The 20508-nt window shown below is 44.1% G+C and carries 22 protein-coding genes, 2 tRNA genes and 1 other annotated feature; of the genes, 15 read left to right on the plus strand and 9 right to left on the minus strand.

All coding sequences use genetic code 11. The features are described 5' to 3' along the window. Positions 1–37: 37 nt before the first annotated feature. Both der and DACSA_RS07135 read left to right on the plus strand, forming a co-directional pair. Positions 38–1408, plus strand: coding sequence for a ribosome biogenesis GTPase Der (gene der / locus DACSA_RS07130; RefSeq protein ID WP_015229104.1), 1371 nt, complete (start codon positions 38–40; stop codon positions 1406–1408). Positions 1409–1414: 6 nt separating this feature from the next. After that, entirely contained in the window at positions 1415–2287 is an 873-nt protein-coding gene (locus DACSA_RS07135; protein ID WP_015229105.1) for an energy-coupling factor transporter transmembrane component T family protein, read from the plus strand. Positions 2288–3230: 943 nt separating this feature from the next. On the opposite strand, the gene DACSA_RS07140 is transcribed toward DACSA_RS07135, so the two are convergent. The 7 genes from DACSA_RS07140 to DACSA_RS07170 form a co-directional block, all read right to left on the minus strand. Then, the gene (locus DACSA_RS07140) at positions 3231–4223 is read right to left on the minus strand and encodes a DnaJ C-terminal domain-containing protein (RefSeq protein ID WP_015229107.1); all 993 of its coding nucleotides are present in this window, start codon (positions 4221–4223) and stop codon (positions 3231–3233) included. A 39-nt stretch (positions 4224–4262) separates the two neighbouring features. Then, positions 4263–6317: a molecular chaperone DnaK gene (dnaK, locus tag DACSA_RS07145; RefSeq protein WP_015229108.1), complete on the minus strand. Its 2055-nt coding sequence runs from the start codon at positions 6315–6317 to the stop codon at positions 4263–4265. A 67-nt stretch (positions 6318–6384) separates the two neighbouring features. Continuing rightward, positions 6385–7350 (minus strand): hydroxymethylbilane synthase, encoded by a 966-nt coding sequence (hemC, locus tag DACSA_RS07150; RefSeq protein ID WP_015229109.1) that lies wholly within the window; start codon positions 7348–7350, stop codon positions 6385–6387. Between the two features lie 113 nt (positions 7351–7463). Beyond that, a complete protein-coding gene (gene pstB / locus DACSA_RS07155; protein WP_015229110.1) occupies positions 7464–8288 on the minus strand; it encodes a phosphate ABC transporter ATP-binding protein PstB in 825 nt (274 codons plus the stop codon). Between the two features lie 33 nt (positions 8289–8321). Next, positions 8322–9248, minus strand: coding sequence for a phosphate ABC transporter permease PstA (gene pstA / locus DACSA_RS07160; RefSeq protein WP_015229111.1), 927 nt, complete (start codon positions 9246–9248; stop codon positions 8322–8324). After that, complete coding sequence (gene pstC, locus DACSA_RS07165) at positions 9248–10171, minus strand: phosphate ABC transporter permease subunit PstC (protein WP_015229112.1); 924 nt, start codon at positions 10169–10171, stop codon at positions 9248–9250. Before pstC ends, pstA begins: the two co-directional genes overlap by 1 nt. A 416-nt stretch (positions 10172–10587) precedes the next feature. Then, positions 10588–11637, minus strand: coding sequence for a PstS family phosphate ABC transporter substrate-binding protein (locus DACSA_RS07170; RefSeq protein ID WP_015229113.1), 1050 nt, complete (start codon positions 11635–11637; stop codon positions 10588–10590). A 251-nt stretch (positions 11638–11888) separates the two neighbouring features. On the opposite strand from DACSA_RS07170, the gene rplS reads away from it, so the two are divergent. From rplS to DACSA_RS20410, 9 genes are all read left to right on the plus strand, one after another. After that, positions 11889–12245, plus strand: coding sequence for a 50S ribosomal protein L19 (rplS, locus tag DACSA_RS07175; protein ID WP_015229114.1), 357 nt, complete (start codon positions 11889–11891; stop codon positions 12243–12245). Between the two features lie 71 nt (positions 12246–12316). Continuing rightward, positions 12317–12389, plus strand: a tRNA-Trp gene (locus tag DACSA_RS07180). A 92-nt stretch (positions 12390–12481) separates the two neighbouring features. Next, a complete protein-coding gene (secE, locus tag DACSA_RS07185; RefSeq protein WP_015229115.1) occupies positions 12482–12727 on the plus strand; it encodes a preprotein translocase subunit SecE in 246 nt (81 codons plus the stop codon). Then, the gene (gene nusG / locus DACSA_RS07190; RefSeq protein ID WP_015229116.1) at positions 12724–13344 is read left to right on the plus strand and encodes a transcription termination/antitermination protein NusG; all 621 of its coding nucleotides are present in this window, start codon (positions 12724–12726) and stop codon (positions 13342–13344) included. The genes secE and nusG overlap by 4 nt, the downstream gene beginning before the upstream one ends. Before the next feature lie 2 nt (positions 13345–13346). Further along, positions 13347–13772, plus strand: coding sequence for a 50S ribosomal protein L11 (gene rplK, locus DACSA_RS07195; RefSeq protein ID WP_015229117.1), 426 nt, complete (start codon positions 13347–13349; stop codon positions 13770–13772). A gap of 55 nt (positions 13773–13827) precedes the next feature. Next, positions 13828–14544 (plus strand): 50S ribosomal protein L1, encoded by a 717-nt coding sequence (gene rplA / locus DACSA_RS07200; RefSeq protein ID WP_015229118.1) that lies wholly within the window; start codon positions 13828–13830, stop codon positions 14542–14544. A 17-nt stretch (positions 14545–14561) separates the two neighbouring features. After that, positions 14562–14724 (plus strand) — a sequence feature (ribosomal protein L10 leader region). Positions 14725–14760: 36 nt separating this feature from the next. Further along, a complete protein-coding gene (rplJ, locus tag DACSA_RS07205) occupies positions 14761–15330 on the plus strand; it encodes a 50S ribosomal protein L10 (protein ID WP_015229119.1) in 570 nt (189 codons plus the stop codon). Between the two features lie 48 nt (positions 15331–15378). Then, a complete protein-coding gene (gene rplL / locus DACSA_RS07210; RefSeq protein ID WP_015229120.1) occupies positions 15379–15783 on the plus strand; it encodes a 50S ribosomal protein L7/L12 in 405 nt (134 codons plus the stop codon). A 735-nt stretch (positions 15784–16518) separates the two neighbouring features. Continuing rightward, a complete protein-coding gene (locus tag DACSA_RS20410) occupies positions 16519–16869 on the plus strand; it encodes a hypothetical protein (protein WP_156800688.1) in 351 nt (116 codons plus the stop codon). 243 nt (positions 16870–17112) lie between these two features. Here the strand turns inward: DACSA_RS20410 and DACSA_RS07215 are convergent, their stop codons facing one another. Next, positions 17113–17379 (minus strand): pirin family protein, encoded by a 267-nt coding sequence (locus DACSA_RS07215; protein ID WP_051017289.1) that lies wholly within the window; start codon positions 17377–17379, stop codon positions 17113–17115. 173 nt (positions 17380–17552) lie between these two features. Between DACSA_RS07215 and DACSA_RS07220 the strand changes: the two genes are divergently transcribed. Next, positions 17553–18548 carry a cytochrome P450 gene (locus DACSA_RS07220; RefSeq protein WP_232225231.1) on the plus strand — a complete coding sequence of 332 codons (996 nt, stop codon included), beginning with the start codon at positions 17553–17555 and terminating at the stop codon, positions 18546–18548. 8 nt (positions 18549–18556) lie between these two features. Beyond that, positions 18557–19123: a tetratricopeptide repeat protein gene (locus tag DACSA_RS07225; protein WP_198007652.1), complete on the plus strand. Its 567-nt coding sequence runs from the start codon at positions 18557–18559 to the stop codon at positions 19121–19123. Positions 19124–19245: 122 nt separating this feature from the next. Here the strand turns inward: DACSA_RS07225 and DACSA_RS07230 are convergent, their stop codons facing one another. Beyond that, entirely contained in the window at positions 19246–19545 is a 300-nt protein-coding gene (locus tag DACSA_RS07230) for a hypothetical protein (RefSeq protein WP_015229122.1), read from the minus strand. 171 nt (positions 19546–19716) lie between these two features. Between DACSA_RS07230 and DACSA_RS07235 the strand changes: the two genes are divergently transcribed. Both DACSA_RS07235 and DACSA_RS07240 read left to right on the plus strand, forming a co-directional pair. Continuing rightward, positions 19717–19798, plus strand: a tRNA-Leu gene (locus tag DACSA_RS07235). A gap of 107 nt (positions 19799–19905) precedes the next feature. Next, entirely contained in the window at positions 19906–20490 is a 585-nt protein-coding gene (locus DACSA_RS07240) for a chorismate lyase (RefSeq protein ID WP_015229123.1), read from the plus strand. Positions 20491–20508 lie beyond the last annotated feature (18 nt).

Genomic DNA, 20508 nt, shown 5'->3' on the forward strand with positions numbered 1-20508 from the left:
AGCTCAATTCAGTCGGTTATCAATTATTATTTGAATTATGAAGAAATTACCAATTGTCGCCATCATTGGTCGTCCCAATGTCGGTAAGTCAACGTTAGTGAATCGCTTTACAGGCAGTCGCACCGCAATTGTTCACGATGAACCAGGCATTACTCGCGATCGATTATATCAGCCGAGTTTCTGGCGCGATCGAGATTTTTTAGTCGTCGATACTGGAGGCATAGTTTTTGATGATGACAGCGAGTTCTTACCAGAAATTCGACAACAAGCAATGATGGCTTTAGCAGAAGCCGTCGCTGCGATTTTTGTTGTCGATGGACAAGAGGGAATTACCGCAGCCGATGAAGAAATCGGCAACTGGTTACGGCAGCAAAATGTCCCTTATTTTTTAGCCGTGAATAAATGCGAATCTTCGGAACAAGGCTTGATTCAAGCCGCCCAATTTTGGGAATTAGGATTAGGAGAACCATTACCCGTTTCAGGAATTCATGGGAGTGGAACAGGAGATTTATTGGATGCTGTCTTATCTTGTTTTCCCCCTTTAGACGATTTACCTGATGCAGATGAAACCGAGATTAATGTCGCGATTATTGGTCGTCCCAATGTGGGAAAATCAAGTTTATTAAATGCTTTAACGGGTGTCAGTCGCTCTATTGTTAGTCCCATTTCAGGAACAACTAGAGACGCAATTGATTTACAAATTGAACATCAAGGACAATCTTATCGTCTCATTGATACCGCAGGAATTCGTAAGAAGAAAAATATCAGTTATGGTGCAGAATTTTTTAGTATCAATCGAGCGTTTAAAGCGATTCGGCGCTGTGATGTTTCTCTGTTGGTGATTGATGCGTTAGATAGCATTACTGACCAAGATATGAAACTCGCGGGACGGATTGAGGAGGAAGGAAAAGCGGCGATTATTATCGTTAACAAATGGGATGCGTTGGAGAAGGATTCGACGACGATTTATAAGTATGAGAAAATGCTGCGCGATCGAGTTTATTTTATGTACTGGTCAGAAATTTTATTTGTTAGCGCCCTCAACGGACAACGGGTGAAAACAATTTTTGATTCCATTCAAACTGCGGTTAAAGAACATCGTCGTCGCGTTAGTACGGCGGTAATTAATGAGGTGATTCAAGAAGCAGTTGCCTGGTATTCTCCCCCAACCAGTCGTCAGGGAAAACAAGGCAGAATTTATTACGGAACACAGGTGAGTAGTCAACCGCCAACGATCGCGCTTTTTGTGAATGATCCGAAACGATTTAATGATACTTATCGCCGTTACATCGATCGACAATTTCGGGAACAATTAGGGTTTCAAGGAACACCTTTACGATTAATTTGGCGAGGAAAACGACCACGAGAAGTAGAAGAAAGCAAACTGAATCGTGCGACTAGAGTTTAAATAATTATGGACTTATTGCGATCGTTACCCATTGGCTTGTATCTAGAAAAACCAGATACTTGGTTACATCACCTTGATTCGAGAATAAAATTAATTTGGTTAATGGGCTTTCTTCTCACGCCTATTTTGGCTAATCCTGTCTGGCGAATTGGTTTAGTTTTATTCTTAATTTTGGTGACATTTCTCGCTAAAATTCCCCTACGAGTTTGGCGACAACAAATGGGATGGTTGCTCATTCTCTGTACATTAGTGTTTATTTTGACCTGTATTTTTGATGATGGATTAACGGTTCAACATCAGCCACGTCTCCCCAGTAGCGAATTAATTTTACCCCAACCGACAGATTACCATTATGTGTTAATTGACCAAGCATGGCTAACCGTAACGCGACGATCGCTCGATCTTGCCATTCGAGTCAGTACGATTATTTTCACCTTAATTTATAGTACCAATCTCTATCTTTTAACCACAGCACCTGAAGAAATTACCGCAGCTTTAGAAACCTTCTTAAAACCGCTACAACGCTTCAATCTTCCCATCACTGAAATTTTACTGACCTTAACGCTTTCTCTACGATTCATTCCTTTAGTGTTAGAAGAAATTCAAAATCTGATTCGATCGGTGAGTACCCGCGCCATTAACTGGAAAAAATTAGGCATCCGTAAAAGCCTTAATTTATGGTTTTTAGTTGCCGAAAAGTTATTAGAAAATTTACTCTTGAGAGCAGAACAAATCGCGATCGCTATGGAAGTGCGAGGGTTCACCGCTCCCAATGAGCATGATGTGCAATGGCATCGTTTGAAGCTAAGAGGAAGAGACTGGTTAGCGGTGGGAGGAGTAGTTTTATTTCTGGGAGGACGCTTGATTTGGGGAGGATAGAACCTGCTATAATAGGGGTGCAGATTCGGATATTCAGTGGCTAATTCTTCCCCTGCATAAATCAAATCTCCTGTCAACCTCTCGTTACAAATTTTATAATTCCACCTCAAAAATTGGTTTAAACTGATCTCAAAAAACTTGACAAAATTCCCGCCGAGGTAACGAAAACATGAGGGATTGAGCCTTACAAATTGAAGAAAACACAGACCATCCCGTGGGATTATTGTTTCGATTATCATACCTGAAGAGGCGCAATCTCGTCATCCGTACTCCCGAACCAAGTTCGGGAGCCTGCGGATGACCGTTGCTCAATATTTTTGCTCCTCCAAAAATGGTTAAGAAATGTAAAGGGTACGGTTTGATATAAAAAACTCATCAGTTAAGTTTCTTTCAATGAGTCGTGTTTATAATAAATTGACAAAAATGACATCATCTGTTTAGTGACGTTGCAATGAGCGTCTTTAAATGATTAATGTTGGGTTTCGCTTCCCTCCACCCAACCTACAGTTCTACAGTTCCCCCAAACTTGGGGGTTAGGGGGCTAATCCACCCTACCTACAGTTCTACAGTTCCCCCAAACTTGGGGGTTAGGGGGCTAATCCACCCTACCTACAGTTCTACAGTTCCCCCAAACTTGGGGGTTAGGGGGCTAATCCACCCCACCTACAGTTCTACAGTTCCCCCAAACTTGGGGGTTAGGGGGCTAATCCACCCCACCTACAGTTCTACAGTTCCCCCAAACTTGGGGGTTAGGGGGCTAATCCACCCCACCTACAGTTCTACAGTTCCCCCAAACTTGGGGGTTAGGGGGCTAATCCACCCCACCTACAGTTCTACAGTTCCCCCAAACTTGGGGGTTAGGGGGCTAATCCACCCCACCTACAGTTCTACAGTTCCCCCAAACTTGGGGGTTAGGGGGCTAATCCACCCCACCTACCGACTATCATTGGGATTTCAGTAAGGAATCACGAGGATTAAAGCTCTGAACTGCTTTTAATTGTTGATATAACTCCTTTTCTTCCTCACTCGGTTGAGGGGGAACAACAATCTGAATCTCTACCAGTTGGTCGCCGCGTTCTCCCTCCACTGGATAGCCCTTACTTGCCAGACGTAACCGTTGACCTGACTTAACTCCTGCAGGAATTGCCATCTCTACCCAACCGTCTAACGTCGGAACTTGAATCGCACTTCCTAAAGTGGCTTCACTGGGGGTAACGGGAACTCGACAGAAAACATCTTTTTCCTTGAGCTTAAAAAAGCAATGAGGGGCAATGGTAATGGTTAAATATAAGTCTCCACCAGCAATCCCTTGTCCACGCAAGCGCATCTGTTGACCATCAATCATTCCTGAAGGCATATCAATCTCTAGAGAACGTCCATCCTCTAGACGAATGCGCTCTTTTCCACCGCGATAGGCTTTTTCTAGGGGAAGTTTTAATCTCGCTTCCACATCACGGGGACGCTCTTTTTCTGAGGTGGTTTTTTCAGCTTCTACTTTATAAGCGGTTTTGCGTGTCCCTGGACGATAGGCGTTTCCCTCCTCACGGGGAATGCGACGAGAAGTTTGAGGAGAGGTTCGACTTTCGGGACGTTGGGTTTTTTTCCAAAAGGATTCTTCTGTCGATCGATCGAATCCCCTGCCATTTTGACCCGTTTTCGCGGCACTGCGGCGAGTTTTTCCAGCAGCCACTTTAGTGCGACGACCCTTGGCACTTTTAGGATTAATCAACTCATCATGTCTAGCTCGTTGTTCAGGATCACAAAGAACATCATAAGCCTCCACCAAATCCTTAAAAGTTTCCTCGGCTTGTTTATCCCCAGGATTGAGATCGGGATGATAACGTCGAGCCAAACGGCGGTAAGCGCGTTTAATCTCCTCTACCGTCGCATCTGGAGAAACGTCTAAAATTTCATAGTAATTGGGAAAATTTTTCATACGTTAGACAAAAGCGACCGACTAAGCTGGTGGCGGCGTTTAGAACCAATCATCATCCTCTTCGTCCCAATCATTTTCATATTCATAAGGACGGCGACGAGAGGAACGACGAGGGGGACGACGATCGAACTCATCTTCATAATAATCTTCCTCATAACGAGGACGACTTCTCGATCGAGGATTCATCGTCTCCCGTCGATAGGGAGGAACGCGATCGTCCTCCTCATCTCCCAAGAAGGTGCGTTTAATCGACCCGAACAAATCATCATCTTCGTCTTCATATTGTAAACGAACTTCTCGGTTTAACTCATAAAGAGCATCTTGTAAATCTGCTTGTGCGCGATCGATGCTGCGTTCATCATCTCGTGCCAACCCTTCTCGTAACTCCTCAATCAAAGCCTCAATGCGACGACGATAATAACTGGCAAACTGTGTCCCAAAATCCAACGCCACTTCCTTCAAACGCCGTTGAGAACTATCCGCAAGCGCTTCGGCACGATTCCGTTTTTCCACTCGTTCTTTCCGTTCTTGATCCGCGCGACTATTTTCCGCCGCCTCTTTCAGCATCCGATTGATTTCACTTTCCGAAAGCGTCGAAGCTCCCTGAATGGTAACACTTTGTTCTCGTCCAGTGGTTTTATCCATGGCGGTAACATTCAAAATGCCATTGGCATCCAAATCAAGCGACACCAAAACTTGTGGCACACCGCGCGGCGCTGGAGGAATCCCTGTCAACTTAAATCGTCCCAAAGACTTATTTTCCGCCGCCATTTCCCGTTCTCCTTGTAGCACATGAACCTCAACCATCGTCTGATTGTTTTCACTGGTGGAGAAAATGTCCGAACGACGCACAGGAATGGTTGTATTGCGAGGGATTAACTTCTTCATCACCCCACCAATGGTTTCAATACCAAAAGACAGAGGACTCACATCCAACAAGAGAACATCCTTCACCTCTCCTGCTAAAATTCCCGCTTGAACCGCCGCCCCTACTGCGACCACTTCATCAGGATTTACATTCTGATTCGGTTCTCGTCCAATTAATTCTCTCACCATTTCCTGCACCATGGGAATGCGGGTTGATCCACCCACTAACACCACTTCATCAATATCACCCGGACGGAAACCAGAATCCTTAAACGCTCGTTTCAGGGGACGGCGTAACCGTTGCATTAAATCCCCACAAAGTCCTTCAAACTGCGATCGCGTCAGTTGAGTTTCAATATGTTTCGGACCATTTTCGCTGGCGGTAATAAAGGGAAGATTAATCTCAGTTGTTCCCACACCAGACAATTCGATTTTTGCTTTCTCTGCGGCTTCTGAGAGACGCTGTAACGCCTGTCGATCGCGTCTGAGGTCAATTCCCTCGGTTTCTAAAAATTGTTCGGCGAGATAGTTAACAATCTTCTCATCAAAATCATTTCCCCCTAACTGGGTGTCGCCACTGGTGGCTTTCACTTCAAACACCCCATCACCCACTTCTAGAATCGAAACATCAAACGTCCCCCCTCCCAAATCAAACACCAATACCAAACTGTCTTCTTCCTGATCCAACCCATACGCTAACGCCGCCGCCGTTGGTTCATTCAAAATCCGTAACACATCTAATCCTGCAATTCGTCCCGCGTCACGAGTTGCTTGGCGTTGAGAATCATTAAAATAGGCGGGAACTGTAATCACCGCTTCCGTTACCGGTTCTCCTAAATACCGACTGGCATCTTGTACCAACTTCTGTAAAATCCTCGCGGCGATTTCTTCGGGGGCAAATTCTTTTTTCAAGCGAGGACAGCGCAGTTTCACATTTCCTTCATCATCCCGCCGAATGGTGTAGGGAACTCGTTTACTCGGTGGGCTTAATTCGGCATATTTACGCCCAATAAAGCGTTTCACCCCAAAAAAGGTGTTTTGTGGATTTAATACCGCTTGTCGTCGCGCTAATTGACCGACTAAGAGTTCCCCATCTTTGTTGAAACTTACCACAGAGGGGGTTGTCCGCGTTCCTTCCGCGTTGGCGATGACCAATGGTTTTCCACCCTCGGTTATAGACACAACTGAGTTGGTCGTTCCTAAGTCAATTCCAACAACTCTCCCCATGAGACTCCTTGATCCGTGTTGATTTGGCTTGAAATATTGTATCGAATTGTTGACACCGCGTCTGAGTTTAGCGATCGATCTGGGCAAAAATTTCGTCGAGAATGGCTTGTGCGCCTTTTCCTCTCAGAATTTGTGCCAACTCCTGACCAATTTGATCCACTTCGCTTCGATCGGCGCTGACGGTATCTTTGAGTAACTGTTGACCATCGAGACTCGCCACCATTCCCGTTAAGGTCAACTGATCGCCATTAATTTCACTGTTCACCCCAATGGGAACTTGACAGCCGCCTTCTAATTCCCGTAAAAACGCTCTTTCTGCTAACGTTCGATCGCGAGTTTCTGTATCTTCGATCGCCTTCAACAGGTCTAAAATCGCCGTATCTCCTTCTCGACATTCAATTCCTAACGCCCCTTGTCCCACCGCATGAAGAGAAATCTCACTGGGAATCGCTTGTGAGACCCGATCGCCCATTCCCAACCGTTGTAAACCAGCAACCGCTAACACTAACGCATCATACTCTCCTGCATCCAACTTTTTCAAGCGAGTGTTGAGATTCCCTCGGACATCCTTAAACACTAAACTCGGATAATGATAGCGCAGTTGGGCAAGACGACGCAGGGAAGACGTTCCTACCACCGCGCCTTCGGGAAGGGTTTGAATGGTGTATCCCTGATAGGCTTGATTTAAAACCAGCGCATCTGCTGGATTTTCCCTTGTACTCACACAGCCTAACATCAATCCTTCTGGCAATTGTGTCGGTAAATCTTTCAGGGAATGAACCGCTAAATCGACATCTTGATTCAGCAATCCTAACTCTAATTCTTTCGTAAATAAGCCCTTATCCCCAATTTTCGACAACGCCACATCGAGAATTTTATCCCCTTGGGTACTCATCGCTTCAATTTCAAACTGATAATCGGGGAAATGTTTTTGCAATTCATCCCTTACCCAGTGGGTTTGTACCATTGCTAAATTACTTTTTCGAGTCCCAATGCGAACGATTTTAGGGCAAGAAGTTGTTGTCGCTGTCATTTTAAAATTAACTGAGTTTAAACCTTAATTATATTCCCACATTCTAACAACACAAAAAACCGCCACCGATCGATTCGGTAGCGGTATCTTCACCTTAAAACCAATTTTCTAACTTAACCAAACGCACCACTAACATATTGTTGCGTTGCTTCTTGGGAGGGATTTTGGAAAATCGTTTCCGTTTGGTCGTATTCCACCAAATACCCTTGTTTTCCTTTTTCTGTTGCTTGCGCGTTAAAGAAAGCCGTTCGATCGGACACCCGTGATGCTTGTTGCATATTGTGAGTGACAATCACGATCGTATAATTTTCCTTGAGTTCGTTAATTAACTCTTCAATGCGTAACGTCGAAATCGGATCAAGTGCCGAACAAGGCTCGTCCATTAAAACGATTTCTGGTTGAATGGCAACTCCTCGCGCAATACACAAACGCTGTTGTTGTCCACCCGACAAAGACAAACCACTTTCTTTGAGTTTATCCTTCACCTCATCCCAAAGCGCCGCTTGTTTCAGGCTTTGTTCTACCAGTTCATCCATATTACCCTGATAGCCATTAATCCGCGCCCCAAAAGCAATATTTTCGTAAATCGACTTCGGAAACGGGTTTGGCTTTTGGAAAATCATCCCGATGCGACGGCGCACCTCTACGGGATCAACCCCTTTGCCATATAAATCCTTGCCATGATGAGTAATTTTTCCTTCTACTCTCGCCCCAGCGACTAGATCATTAAGGCGATTAAAGCAACGGAGAATCGTACTTTTCCCACAACCAGAGGGACCAATTAAAGCCGTCACTTCATTGGCGTGAATGTCCATGTTAACGTTTTGTACCGCTAAAGTCGGACCATAATAAACGTTGACATTTTCCGCTTTGAGAACCACGTCTTTACCTTGATCAGAAGCGGTTGATGTTTGTTCCATCTGTGGATCGCTAGTCATTTTTTTGTCCTCAATTCCTATATAGTTATGATTTTAATTGAGTTTTTTCTGGAATTTGTTACGGAGAAAGATGGCAATGGAGTTCATCAAAAGTAACACCACCATCAACACCAGAATCCCCGTTGCTGCCACATTGTGAAATTCGGCTTGCGGTCGTGATACCCAGTTAAAAATCTGAATCGGCATCACCGTAAACGGCGTTTGTAACCCTTGTGACAGTGGCCAAATCGGAGGAAGAAACGCAATATAAGTTAAAGCCCCCACTGCAATTAAAGGGGCGGTTTCGCCAATGGCACGGGAAAGCGCAAGAATCGTTCCTGTTAACATCCCTGGAAACGCCAGAGGGAATACCTGTTCTCGGACTACCTGCCATCGTGTCGCCCCCAGCGCCATTCCTGCTTGTCTGAGGCTATCGGGAACCGCTTTCAGTGCCTCACGAGTCGCCACAATAATAATCGGCAAAATCAGCAGCGACATGGTTAAAGAACCCGCCAGAACCGTTCGCCCCCCTGTAATCGGTTCCATGACTCGCACAAACGCCTGTAATCCGAGTAAACCATAGATAATCGAAGGTACAGCCGCTAAGTTCCCGATATTAATTTCAATTACTTTAGCGTACCAACTTTCGCCAGCAAATTCTTCGAGGAAAATGCCTGATCCCACGCCGACGGTAAAGGAAACAATGGCAGTAATCACCATTAACCAAATACTCCCAATCCAAGCAGACAAAAATCCTGCTTGTTCTGGCTTACGGGAAGGGTAGCTAGAGAAAAATCCCCAGTCAAGATTACGAATGCCATCAATAAAAACATCAATGAGCAAAACTGCCAACACCACTAAGCCAATATAAGTGGCAATCATGCTGACAATACGGAAAATGCTACCTTGCTGGTAACGCTTACTCAGATCGGTGTTGAAATTTGAGCTTACATTTTTTGGAGTTGGATCAGCAGTTGTCATTAGTCGTATTTCTCCCTAAATTTACGAACAAACCAGAAGCTAAACGCATTTAAGGTTAGGGTAATCAAAAACAAGGTTGTTCCCACCGCAAACAGCGTTTTATAGGCAAGTGTTCCTGTTGGCGCATCTCCTAAACTCACCTGTACAATAAAGGAGGTCATGGTTTGTACTGACACCAACGGGTTTAAGGTTAAGGTGGGGTTTTGTCCCGCTGCCACCGTGACAATCATTGTTTCTCCTACCGCGCGAGACACTGACAAAATAAAGGAGGCAACAATTCCTGATAATCCTGCTGGAATCACCACACCCGTTACCACTTCCTTTTTCGTGCAACCCATAGCATAAGCTCCCTGGCGCAAGCCTTGTGGCACTGAATACAGGGCATCTTCACTCAGAGAAGCAACTAAGGGAATGATCGAAATTCCCATTACCAACCCCGCACTAAGCGCGTTAAAGCCTTGTAGTCCTGGAATAAAGTTTTGTAACAGGGGCGTGACAAATAACAGGGCGAAGTACCCAAACACGACACTGGGAACTCCAGCGAGGATTTCTAGAGCGGGTTTAATCCATTTCCGTAGTTGTCCAGGGGCATATTCGCTGAGATAAATCGCCGATAGTAATCCCACTGGCAGTGCTACTGTAATCGCAATCACAGAAGTTAGAAATGTGCCACTGAGTAGAACGAAAATCCCGTATTGGGGGTTAACAAATAGGGGAGTCCATTGGGTATCGGTAAGAAAGCGCAAAAATGGAATATCTTGGAAGAAAGAAAAGGTTTCTGCGGCTAAGGTGAGTACGATTCCTGCGGTAGTTGCAATGGAGACTAGGGCAAATAAGCCAAAGATCAAAATAACAACTCGCTCAATGAATTTACTCACGCGACGATCGGGCTGAAAAAGATTTTGTGGTTGATTAGCTGTCATTGCTGCTGCATTCTAATAGGCTAATTACTGGGCATTGTTGAACTTTTATGGAGAAGAGAGAGAGGTGCAGTCTCTCTTTAATTCCCACATAATGGGATACTTCCCTGCACGGAGTAAAGTGTGCCTCGTCAATGTTATCTAGGCTTTTTACACTAATAGCACTGGTCTTCTAGAATCACTTGAACCTGTTTAACTATTAGCGCTACTAGCAGAAGGCTGGCTTGCACCTAAAGGTGTCCTGACCTAAATAACGTAGCCTCCTAAGAGACTTAGACTGGACTAACCTGACAATAACCAACACGAATGTTAACTATTGAAAGCGTGATTTGGTTAGTCATTAATTGCTAAAACTTTGAATGATAGCGGCTAGTTATTGAACAACTAACCGCATGAGCGAAATCAAAATCTGATCGCAGTTACAGCACTTCGTTGAGTTTTACGCCAACTGTAGAACCATCTTCAAAGATTGTTCCTGTTTTGCGATTTTCAAAGCGGGCGATCGCTTTTTCATAAATGGTGTCGCTTAAGCCCACGTAACCCACTTCTGTCACCAGATTACGATTTTCTGAACTGAGATAGAAGTTGATAAATTCTTCAACTTGGGCTTTTTCTTCCGCTGCCGATCGTTTAACGTAGATAAAAATGGGGCGTGCTAAGGGTTGATAAGTGCCATCTTCTACCGTAGCCGCTGATGGAGGGACACAGCCTTCTCCGTTATCAGGATTACCATCATCCACTGCAATTGCTTCTAACTTGTCTTGGTTTTCTTCGTAGTAAGCTAAACCTAAATAGCCTAAACTGCCTTCATCACTGACAACACCTTGCACGACCACATTATCATCTTCACTGGCGGTATAATCACCACGACTTGCTCCGCCTTCACCACCGATCGCTTCGGTGAAGTAGTCGAATGTACCCGAGTCGGTGCCAGGACCATAAAGGCTTAGTCTTTGATCGGGGAAACTCGATCGCACTTGTTGCCAGTTGTTAATTTCTCCTTGTGCTTCTGGTCTCCAAATGGTTTCTAGTTCTTCTGTGGTTAAGCATTCTGCCCAGTCATTTTCGGGATTTTTAATCACCGAAATCGCATCAAAGGCGACGGGAATTTCAATGAATTCAATGCCAGCTTCGGCACACATCTCCTGTTCTGATTCTTTAATCGGGCGAGAGGCGTTGGAAATATCGGTTTCACCATTACAGAATTTTTTGAAACCGCCACCGCTTCCAGATACCCCAACGGTGACTCGTACCCCTGAGAATTTACCTTGGAATTCTTCTGCCATTGCCTCAGTAATTGGGAAAACGGTACTAGAGCCATCAATGGTGACTGAACCACTGAGTTCAGAACCACCACCGCCACCAGCTTCGCCGCCGCCCGTACCGCTGCCACCGCAAGCCGCGAGGGTGAGGGTAAGGGTGCCGATCGATGCTAAAGAAATTAGCCGACGTGAATATTGATTGAACATAATAATGTTTTCTCCAGTTTGTGATCGATTTTTTATGGGGTTAATTTACTTGTCCCGTAGCACCATACCGTCTCATCGTAAAATCTAGGTTAAGAAAATCCTCTTCCCTAAAAATACTTATGAATACACGAAGATAAATTTACAGATTACAATACCCCATTCAGGTAAAAATAAGGTTAAGTTGACGAGATTAATTATTAAGTTCTACAATTGTAAGCTGTGACATTTTTTTGGGAAAGAAGTAAAGAGCCATGAATGCTCAAGAAATAATCCGCTCGATCGAGCAAGAGCAAATGAAAGCTGATCTCCCCGTGATTCATGTGGGAGATACCGTCCGCGTCGGTGTTAACATTCAAGAAGGGGGGAAAACCCGAACCCAACCTTTTGAAGGTACTGTGATTGCTAAACGTCACGGTGGGCTCAACGAAACGATTACAGTCAGACGAGTATTTCAGGGAATTGGCGTGGAACGGGTGTTTTTACTCCATTCTCCTCGCATTAAGGACATTAAAATTATCCGTCGCGGAAAAGTACGGCGAGCGAAGTTATATTATCTGCGCGATCGCGTCGGTAAGGCAACTCGCGTCAAACAACGCTTCGATCGTTAAACTTTTTCTGAAAATCCACACAAAAGCAGTAAAAACGTGCTATAATATGAAACTGCTGAATTAATTATTGTGCGTCCTTAGTTCAGTTGGTAGAACGTCGGTCTCCAAAACCGAATGCCGGGGGTTCGAGTCCTCCAGGGCGCGCTCCTCAAGAAAAAGACCCCCTGTAATCAGATTACCTGATCGATCGGGGGGAAACTTTTTCGTCTAAACGCAAACTGTTAGGGGATTGAATTGTGGCAAAAAAGGAACAAAAAAAAAGCAACCGCCCCGAAGTGAAAGTCAAAGAAGAACAAAGTAGCTTCGATCTTGCCGAGTTTCTCAAAGGAACAAAAGAGGAACTGGGTAAAATCGTTTGGCCCAGTCGGAAACAACTGTTGAGTGAATCAGCAGGAGTGATCTTAATGGTCACCTTAGTTGCCACGATCGTGTACTTATTTGATAATCTCTTCATTTGGATTGCAGGAAAGGTATTTGGATGAGTTTCGCCACAGACAATCAAAACGAAGACCCTAATTTAGAAACCCCCACTGACGGTAAACCGAGATGGTACGCCGTACAAGTGGCTTCAGGTTGCGAGAAGCGGGTAAAAGCGAACCTCGAACAGCGCAGTCAAACCCTTGATGTCGCCGATCGAATTTTACAGATTGAGATACCCCAAACTCCAATCTTTAAGATGCGTAAGGATGGCACTCGCCAACAGATTCAGGAAAAAGTCTTTCCAGGCTATGTCTTGATCCAAATGATCATGGATAGTCAGGTGTGGCGAGTGGTGAAAAATACCCCAAACGTCATCAACTTTGTCGGCGCTGAAAAAAAACGCCCCTACGGACGGGGAAGAGGTCACGTTGAACCAATGCCTCTGAGCCCTTCCGAAGTGGAACGAATTTTCCGACAAGCGGAAGAACAAGAACCCGTCGTGCAAGCAAAAGTTGCCGTAGGTGATAAAATCGGGGTTCTCAGTGGTCCGTTCAAAGACTTTGACGGGGAAGTGATCGAAGTTAGCACCGAAAGGAGCAAACTAAAAGCACTACTTTCCATCTTTGGACGAGAAACACCAGTGGAATTGGAATTTAATCAGGTGGAAAAACAAAATTAGCAATGGCAAAAAAAGTTGTCGCACTCATTAAATTAGCGCTTCCTGCGGGAAAAGCCAACCCAGCCCCGCCAGTCGGTCCAGCATTGGGTCAACACGGGGTTAATATCATGGCGTTTTGTAAAGAATACAACGCCAAAACCGCAGATCAAGCGGGAATGGTGATTCCAGTAGAAATTTCGGTTTTTGAAGACCGCAGTTTTACCTTCACCCTGAAAACCCCTCCCGCAGCGGTTCTGTTGAAAAAAGCGGCTGGCATTGAAAAAGGTTCAAGTGAACCGAATCGCCAAACAGCAGGGGCAGTCAGCCGTGAACAATTACGGGAAATCGCAGAGACAAAAATGCCCGACCTCAACGCCAATGATATTGAGGCGGCGATGAAAATTGTTGAAGGAACTGCCCGTAATATGGGGATTACCGTTAAAGATTAATTGATAAACCAATCGGGGAGAGGCTTCGGCTTCGTTATTGACCCAAGGAGGAAAAATGGCAAAAAAACTCTCTCGTCGGATGCGAGAATTATTAGAAAAAGTGGAGGATCGTCCCTACGAACCTCAAGCCGCTTTAGAATTATTGAAAGCAACAGCAACAGCAAAGTTTGAGGAAACAGCAGAAGCTCACATTCGCCTCGGCATTGACCCGAAATATAGTGACCAGCAAATCCGAACTACAGTCGCTTTTCCAAAAGGGACGGGTCAATCAGTGAGAATTGCTGTGATTACTCGCGGCGAAAAAGTGAATGAAGCGAGTAATGCGGGTGCTGATGTGGTGGGATCAGAAGAATTGATCCAAGAAATGCAAAATGGTCGCATGGATTTTGATGTGGTGATGGCAACCCCCGATATGATGCCACAAGTGGCGAAACTCGGTCGGGTGTTGGGACCCAAAGGATTGATGCCGTCTCCGAAAGGAGGAACTGTCACCACTGAGTTAGACGCGGCGATTCAGGAGTTTAAAGCAGGGAAACAGGAATTCCGCGCCGATCGCACTGGCATTGTTCATGTGAGGTTTGGTCGAGTGTCTTTCTCCGCCGAGGATTTATTAGTGAATCTGAAGGCTTTACAGGAAACGCTCGATCGAAATCGTCCCTCTGGGGCAAAAGGAAAATACTGGCGTAGCATTTATGTTTCCGCGAGTATGGGGCCCGCGATCGAAGTTGACATTGCAGGTTTAAGAGACTACAAACTGCCAGAAGCTGCCTAAGAAAAACTTTCAAACCAAAAAAACAAGCGCAGAAACCAAAGACAGCAGGTGCGTTTAACGCTTAATTTCCTGCCGAGGTGGATGCCCCAAAATTCCCCCTGTTGTCCAATATCAATTGGGCGGTTGGGAGGGTGGGTCATCAAGCCTCGGAAACCAATCCGAGGTTTTTTTGATGAAGGGGGAATAACCAATAAAAACTAGGAGGTGTAACCGCGTGTGGGCAGAACACTAGAAGATAAAAAACAAGTTGTAGCGGACTTAAAGGAACTTTTAGACGAATCACAACTCGCCATCGTGATTAACTATAAAGGTTTATCCGTTGCAGAAATCGGCGACTTACGCACTCGACTGAGAGAAACAGGAACCACTTGTAAAGTCACCAAAAACACCCTAATGAACCGTGCGGTTGATGGGGATGAAAACTGGCAACCTTTACAAGAATTCTTAAAGGAATCGTCAGCATTTCTCTTTGTCAAAGACGACTTTGGCAATGCCATTAAAGCCTATAAAGAATTTTCCAAAGCCACCAATAAAACCGAACTACGCGGTGGTGTCATGGAAGGTCAGGTATTAAGCAAAGACCAAGTGGATGCGCTAACAGAACTTCCCACCAAAGAAGAACTCATGGCGCGTATTGCTGGCGCACTCAACGCCAACACCACCAAAATCGCCGTTGGTGTCAATGCGGTTCCGACGCAATTGGCAACAGGTGTCAAAGAAGTTTCTTCTTCCTTGGTACGAGCCATCAAAGCCGTATCGGAAAAAGACGACCAAGAAGCCGCTTAAACGGTTTATTATCCATTAATCAATCATTATTTAGGAGTAAAAACAATCATGTCTGCAAAAACCGATGAAATTCTCGAACAGTTGAAATCTTTGTCCTTATTAGAAGCCTCAGAATTAGTGAAACAAATTGAGGAGGCTTTTGGGGTTGATGCGTCTGCACCTGCAGGCGGTGGGATGATGATGATGCCTGGTGCTGCCCCTGGTGGCGGTGCGGCTGCTGAAGAAGAACAAGAAGAACAAACTGAGTTTGATGTTGTTCTAGAGGAAGTTCCTTCTGACAAGAAAATTGCTATCCTCAAAGTTGTTCGCGGTATTACTGGCTTAGGCTTAAAAGAAGCGAAAAGTTTAGTGGAAGAAACCCCGAAAGCGCTGAAAGAAGCAACGACAAAAGAAGATGCTGAGGAGATTAAAGGTAAGTTAGAAGAAGCTGGTGCTAAGGTAACAGTTAAGTAATTTCCAAATTTAGGGTTAATCCCCCCCAACCCCCCGATGATTGGGGGGCTTAGATCAAACGTAGGTTGGGTGGAGGGAAGCGAAACCCAACACCAATTAGATCAAACGTAGGTTGGGTGGAGGGAAGCGAAACCCAACACCAATTCTAAGCAATGCCCCAAATCTGATCTAAGCCCCCCAAAACCCCAGGGCTGTTTCATTCTTTTAAAATTAAGGGAGGTAGGGAGATGGGGGAGACAAGGGAGATGGGGGAGATGGGGGAGATTTCAAAAGAATGCAACGATCTTGGTGTGAAGGTTAGGGATGATCTTTGATTCAACTTAAAATTAGTTTGCATACCATATCGTACCAGTTTCAACCACTACCTTTCCTTATGGTTACTCTTCGATAACTCTTTAAATCCTTATGCTCGATCGAGGCTTGTCAATACGGGGAGGGGGGATATAGAAAACGAATTTTCTAGCTTTCAGGGGCGTTTTCTAAAATTGGCAACACTTCCCATTATCTAGAAATACTCTATCAGGAAACTCGATCGAGCGCAAGCCTTGAAAAAAAATTTTGCTTTTCCGAGTTTATATGATGCTTTATTCAACCTAAAAATCCTATTTACATACCATATTTTTCCACTTTTGCCCACTGGTTTTCCTTATGGTTGCTGTTTAATTGTCTTTTTAATTCCTATGCTCGATCGAGGCTTGTCAATACGGGTGGGGGGGATATGAAGAACGATTTTCCTTGTTTTCAGGGGCGTTTTCTAAAATTGGCAACACTTCCCATTATTTAAGAAAACTCTATCAGGAAACTCGATCGAGTGCAACCCTTGAAAAAAAATTCGCCCTTTTCTGGTTTCTCTTGATTTGTTATTTGTTATTTGTTATTTGGTATTGGCGAAAAAGGTATTGTGCAATGGGAATGATGCTTTATTCAACATTCGGTAAAGACCGTTATTCGTTATTCGTTATTTGTTATTCGTTATTTATTACTGGTCACTGGTCACTGGTCACTGGTCACTGGTTTGCACTACTTCCCATCATGGTACGGTTATTTTATAACGGGATACACCATTTGGCAAGAGCCGCGTACTGAAATAGCGAAAATTCGTTAAATGTTAAGAATGATGTAGCAAAACAGACGTTCCATACTTCGACAAGCTCAGTAACAGGAACGTCTCTACAATGATGACTAATTTGTGTTGGGTTACGTTACCTTCACCCAACCTACACCAGCTAATTTGTGTTGGGTTACGTTACCTTCACCCAACCTACACCAGCTAATTTGTGTTGGGTTACGTTACCTTCACCCAACCTACACCAGCTAATTTGTGTTGGGTTACGTTACCTTCACCCAACCTACACCAGCGCTTAAGGGCTGATCATTCAGTTTTATAGCACCTTTCAGCACTTGTAACCAAGCATAGCGTTGAGAAGACATTTTATAATTAATCACAGTTCCCACCCCAACCATGCTTAAGTAGCATTTTACATCTTGTTGCACAGAAATGCAATCCCCTTCGCCATTTTTTGCTGCAATTAAAGTTAGTTGGTCGGGGTTTTTATGGACATTAACTCGATCGTTTCCGTGACGAATTGTTATCATTTTTTTCTCCTATTATTGAGAGCTTTTTAGATAACGTAGATGACGTAGACGTAGGGTGGGCTTTGCCCACCTGATAAGTAATAAATTACTTAAATACTACTATGTGTTCCATCGCAGAAAGGAGGATTTTTTGTATATTTACAGTTTTCGATCGGCAATCATGGGTTTAGCCATTGTGTTCTCCTCTTAGTAAAAGTTTACAGCCGATTATTGATGAAATGCACCGATGGGGACTGTACTATGAAAAACAACAAAGTTTTACTTGGTATCCTCAACTGCGGAATTATACCTTTGATCTTGCTTGTCAGTTATTTGTTGGTTTAGAAAATGGATCACAGACGCAACTCGGTCACTTATTTGAGATTTGGTCTCAAGGATTGTTTAGTCTTCCGATCGATCTTCCTTGGACAAGATTTGGTCGGGCTTTAAATAGTCGAAAAAAGATGTTACAGGAACTGGAAAGAATTATCTGTGAACGACTAGAAAGCCAAGAAATTGGAGAGGATGCGTTAGGAATTTTGATTCAAGCTGAAGATGAGGAAGGGAATAAATTAAGTCTGGATGAACTCAAGGATCAGGTATTATTGTTACTGTTTGCGGGACATGAAACTTTGACTTCTAGTTTGACTTCTTTTTGTTTACTAATGGCACAACATCCAGAGATTTTAGAGAAAGTAAGAGAGGAACAAAAACAGTTTTCTGATTCTGAACCGATGACGTTAGAAACGCTTTCAAAAATGACTTATTTAGAGCAAGTGTTACAGGAAGTTTTGCGTTTAGTTCCGCCAGTGGGAGGTGGGTTTAGAGAAGTGATTGAAGATTGTGAAATCGAAGGATATTTCATTCCGAAAGGATGGAATGTTCTTTATCAAATTAATCAAACTCATCGTGAGGAAACTGTTTATCCAGAATCGGATCATTATCAACCTGAACGATTTAATCCCGAAAGAATAGATAATCCGAGTAAAACTTACAATTATGTTCCTTTTGGTGGGGGAATGCGAGAGTGTTTAGGGAAAGAGTTTGCACGGTTGGAAATGAAACTTTTTGCTGTGAATTTAGTCCGTCATTATCATTGGGAATTATCGCCTGATCAAGACACGGAATTGTTAACTGTTCCCGTGCCTCGTCCTCGTGATGGCTTAAAGGTAAGGTTTGTAAAAAATTAAGGGAATTAATGATGGTTTTGAAGAGTTTATTATTGGGTGTCGGCTTACTTCTGTTTTCAATGTCGCCAAGTTTTGCGGTGACAGAAGGGGAAAGTTTCAACAGAAAAGAAACGGTTTTGATGGCTCATGTTAATCCTGAAGTGATGAGAATGATTAATGAGGCGATCGAGCAGAATCCGAATGATCCACAGCCCTATTTACAGCGTGGTTTAGCTTATAATCATTTGGAAGAATATCAGAAGGCTTTAAATGATTTTAATCGTGTTCTTGAATTAGATGCTGATAATGTCGATGCTTATAATTTTCGGGGAACAATGTATTTCCGAGTGGGAGATTATGAAAGGGCTTTAGCTGATTATAATCAAGCAATGAACATCAATCCTGATTATGCGTTGTTATATTTTAATCGGGGTTATGTCAGGATAGAATTAGGAGAAATTCAAGGCGCGATCGAAGATTTTCAAAAAGGCGCAAATCTCGCTAAAAAACAGGGAGATTTAAACACTTATCAACAAGCACAAGCCATCATTGAAAAGCTCAAAGTTGCTCCTGAATCGGTTTCTGTTACTAATTAAGGTTTGCTGAAAAGTTAATTAGTCGGTGAAGACCGTTATTCGTTATTTGTTATTCGTTATTCGTTTTTTTTAAAAGGGCGAAACACTGTTCGCCCTGCGGTTACTATCAGTTGTGGAAAAGACTAATTGCGAGGGATGTTTACCTCACGAGCTAAGGCTTTAAAGTTCTCCAAATTTGCACCTGGACGACGGCGGAAGGGAGTCGCTTTTGGCATAAGATAGTTAGGGGCAAAAGTTTCGCCGCGAAGGGGATCATTTTGCGGTTGACTCTCATTCGTCATGGGGATAGATGCGGTTTTTGTGGCTTCTGGTTGACTTTCCGTAGCGGATTGCTGGGTTTCGGTTTCTGTGGTCTGATCTTCGCTTAATTCCGCGTAATAATTATCTTTACCACTAAATAAGTTTTTGATGATACCAACCATTAATGATGACTCCTAAAAATGCTTTTCTGCTTATCGTTTACTAGCATATCGGAAGACGGGAACAGATTTTAAGCACAGCAATGAGGAAAATTATCGGTGAGAGACTTCCCAAAACTTAGATTGTTGTGTTAGACTCATAAAGGTCTGTAAAAAAGACGCTGTATCCTGAACGCGGATGTGGTGGAATTGGTAGACACGCACGCTTGAGGGGCGTGTGGCTCACGCCTTGCGAGTTCGAGTCTCGCCATCCGCATGATTTCAGTTGCCGAGGGATGATCCTCGATCGGAAAAGCTGAAAGTTAAAGTCAGTGGTTATCATAGAGGTAAGATTAAGTTTTGTAAATTACCGAGATTGGCATTTTGAACTGGCAACCCACCTCGACTCTAGAAACCAACTGGCACGCTTTAAAACCCCTTTGGCAAGGGGGAGAAGACATTGTAAAAACGGGACTCCCCCACGAACAACTTCCCCCAGCCTGGCAAATTTTACTACTGGGAGATGGGTCTCCCACTCGTCACCTGAGATTGTTGACTAGAGAACCGATCGAGGTTGATGTGATTGATATGTCACCAATTGGGAATGATCGCGATCGCGCCCCAGGAGGCATTGAAGCCGTCCCTTCTCCTCGATTGCGCCGTCAAGTTTGGTTACGCACCGCATCAGGACAAAGATTAGCCTATGCGGTTTCTTGGTGGGAAGCGCAAGAGGTGGATGAGTACCTCCAAAACCGTGCTTTACCGATTTGGGATAACCTTTCTCGCCTCCATACAGAATTATATCGAGATATTCAAGGCATTTACTACGGAGAGTCTGCGGAACTCGAAAAAGCCTTCGCAGAAGCGGGCCCCTTCTGGGGACGACATTATTTATTTTGGCATAATGGTCAGCCTCTGACTTTAATTTATGAGGTGTTTTCTCCTTACTTAAAGCGCTATTTAGGTTAGTGCCTCCTGAAAAAGTCC

The sequence above is a fragment of the Dactylococcopsis salina PCC 8305 genome (assembly GCF_000317615.1).
In the GTDB taxonomy this organism is placed as follows: Bacteria; Cyanobacteriota; Cyanobacteriia; order Cyanobacteriales; family Rubidibacteraceae; genus Halothece; species Halothece salina.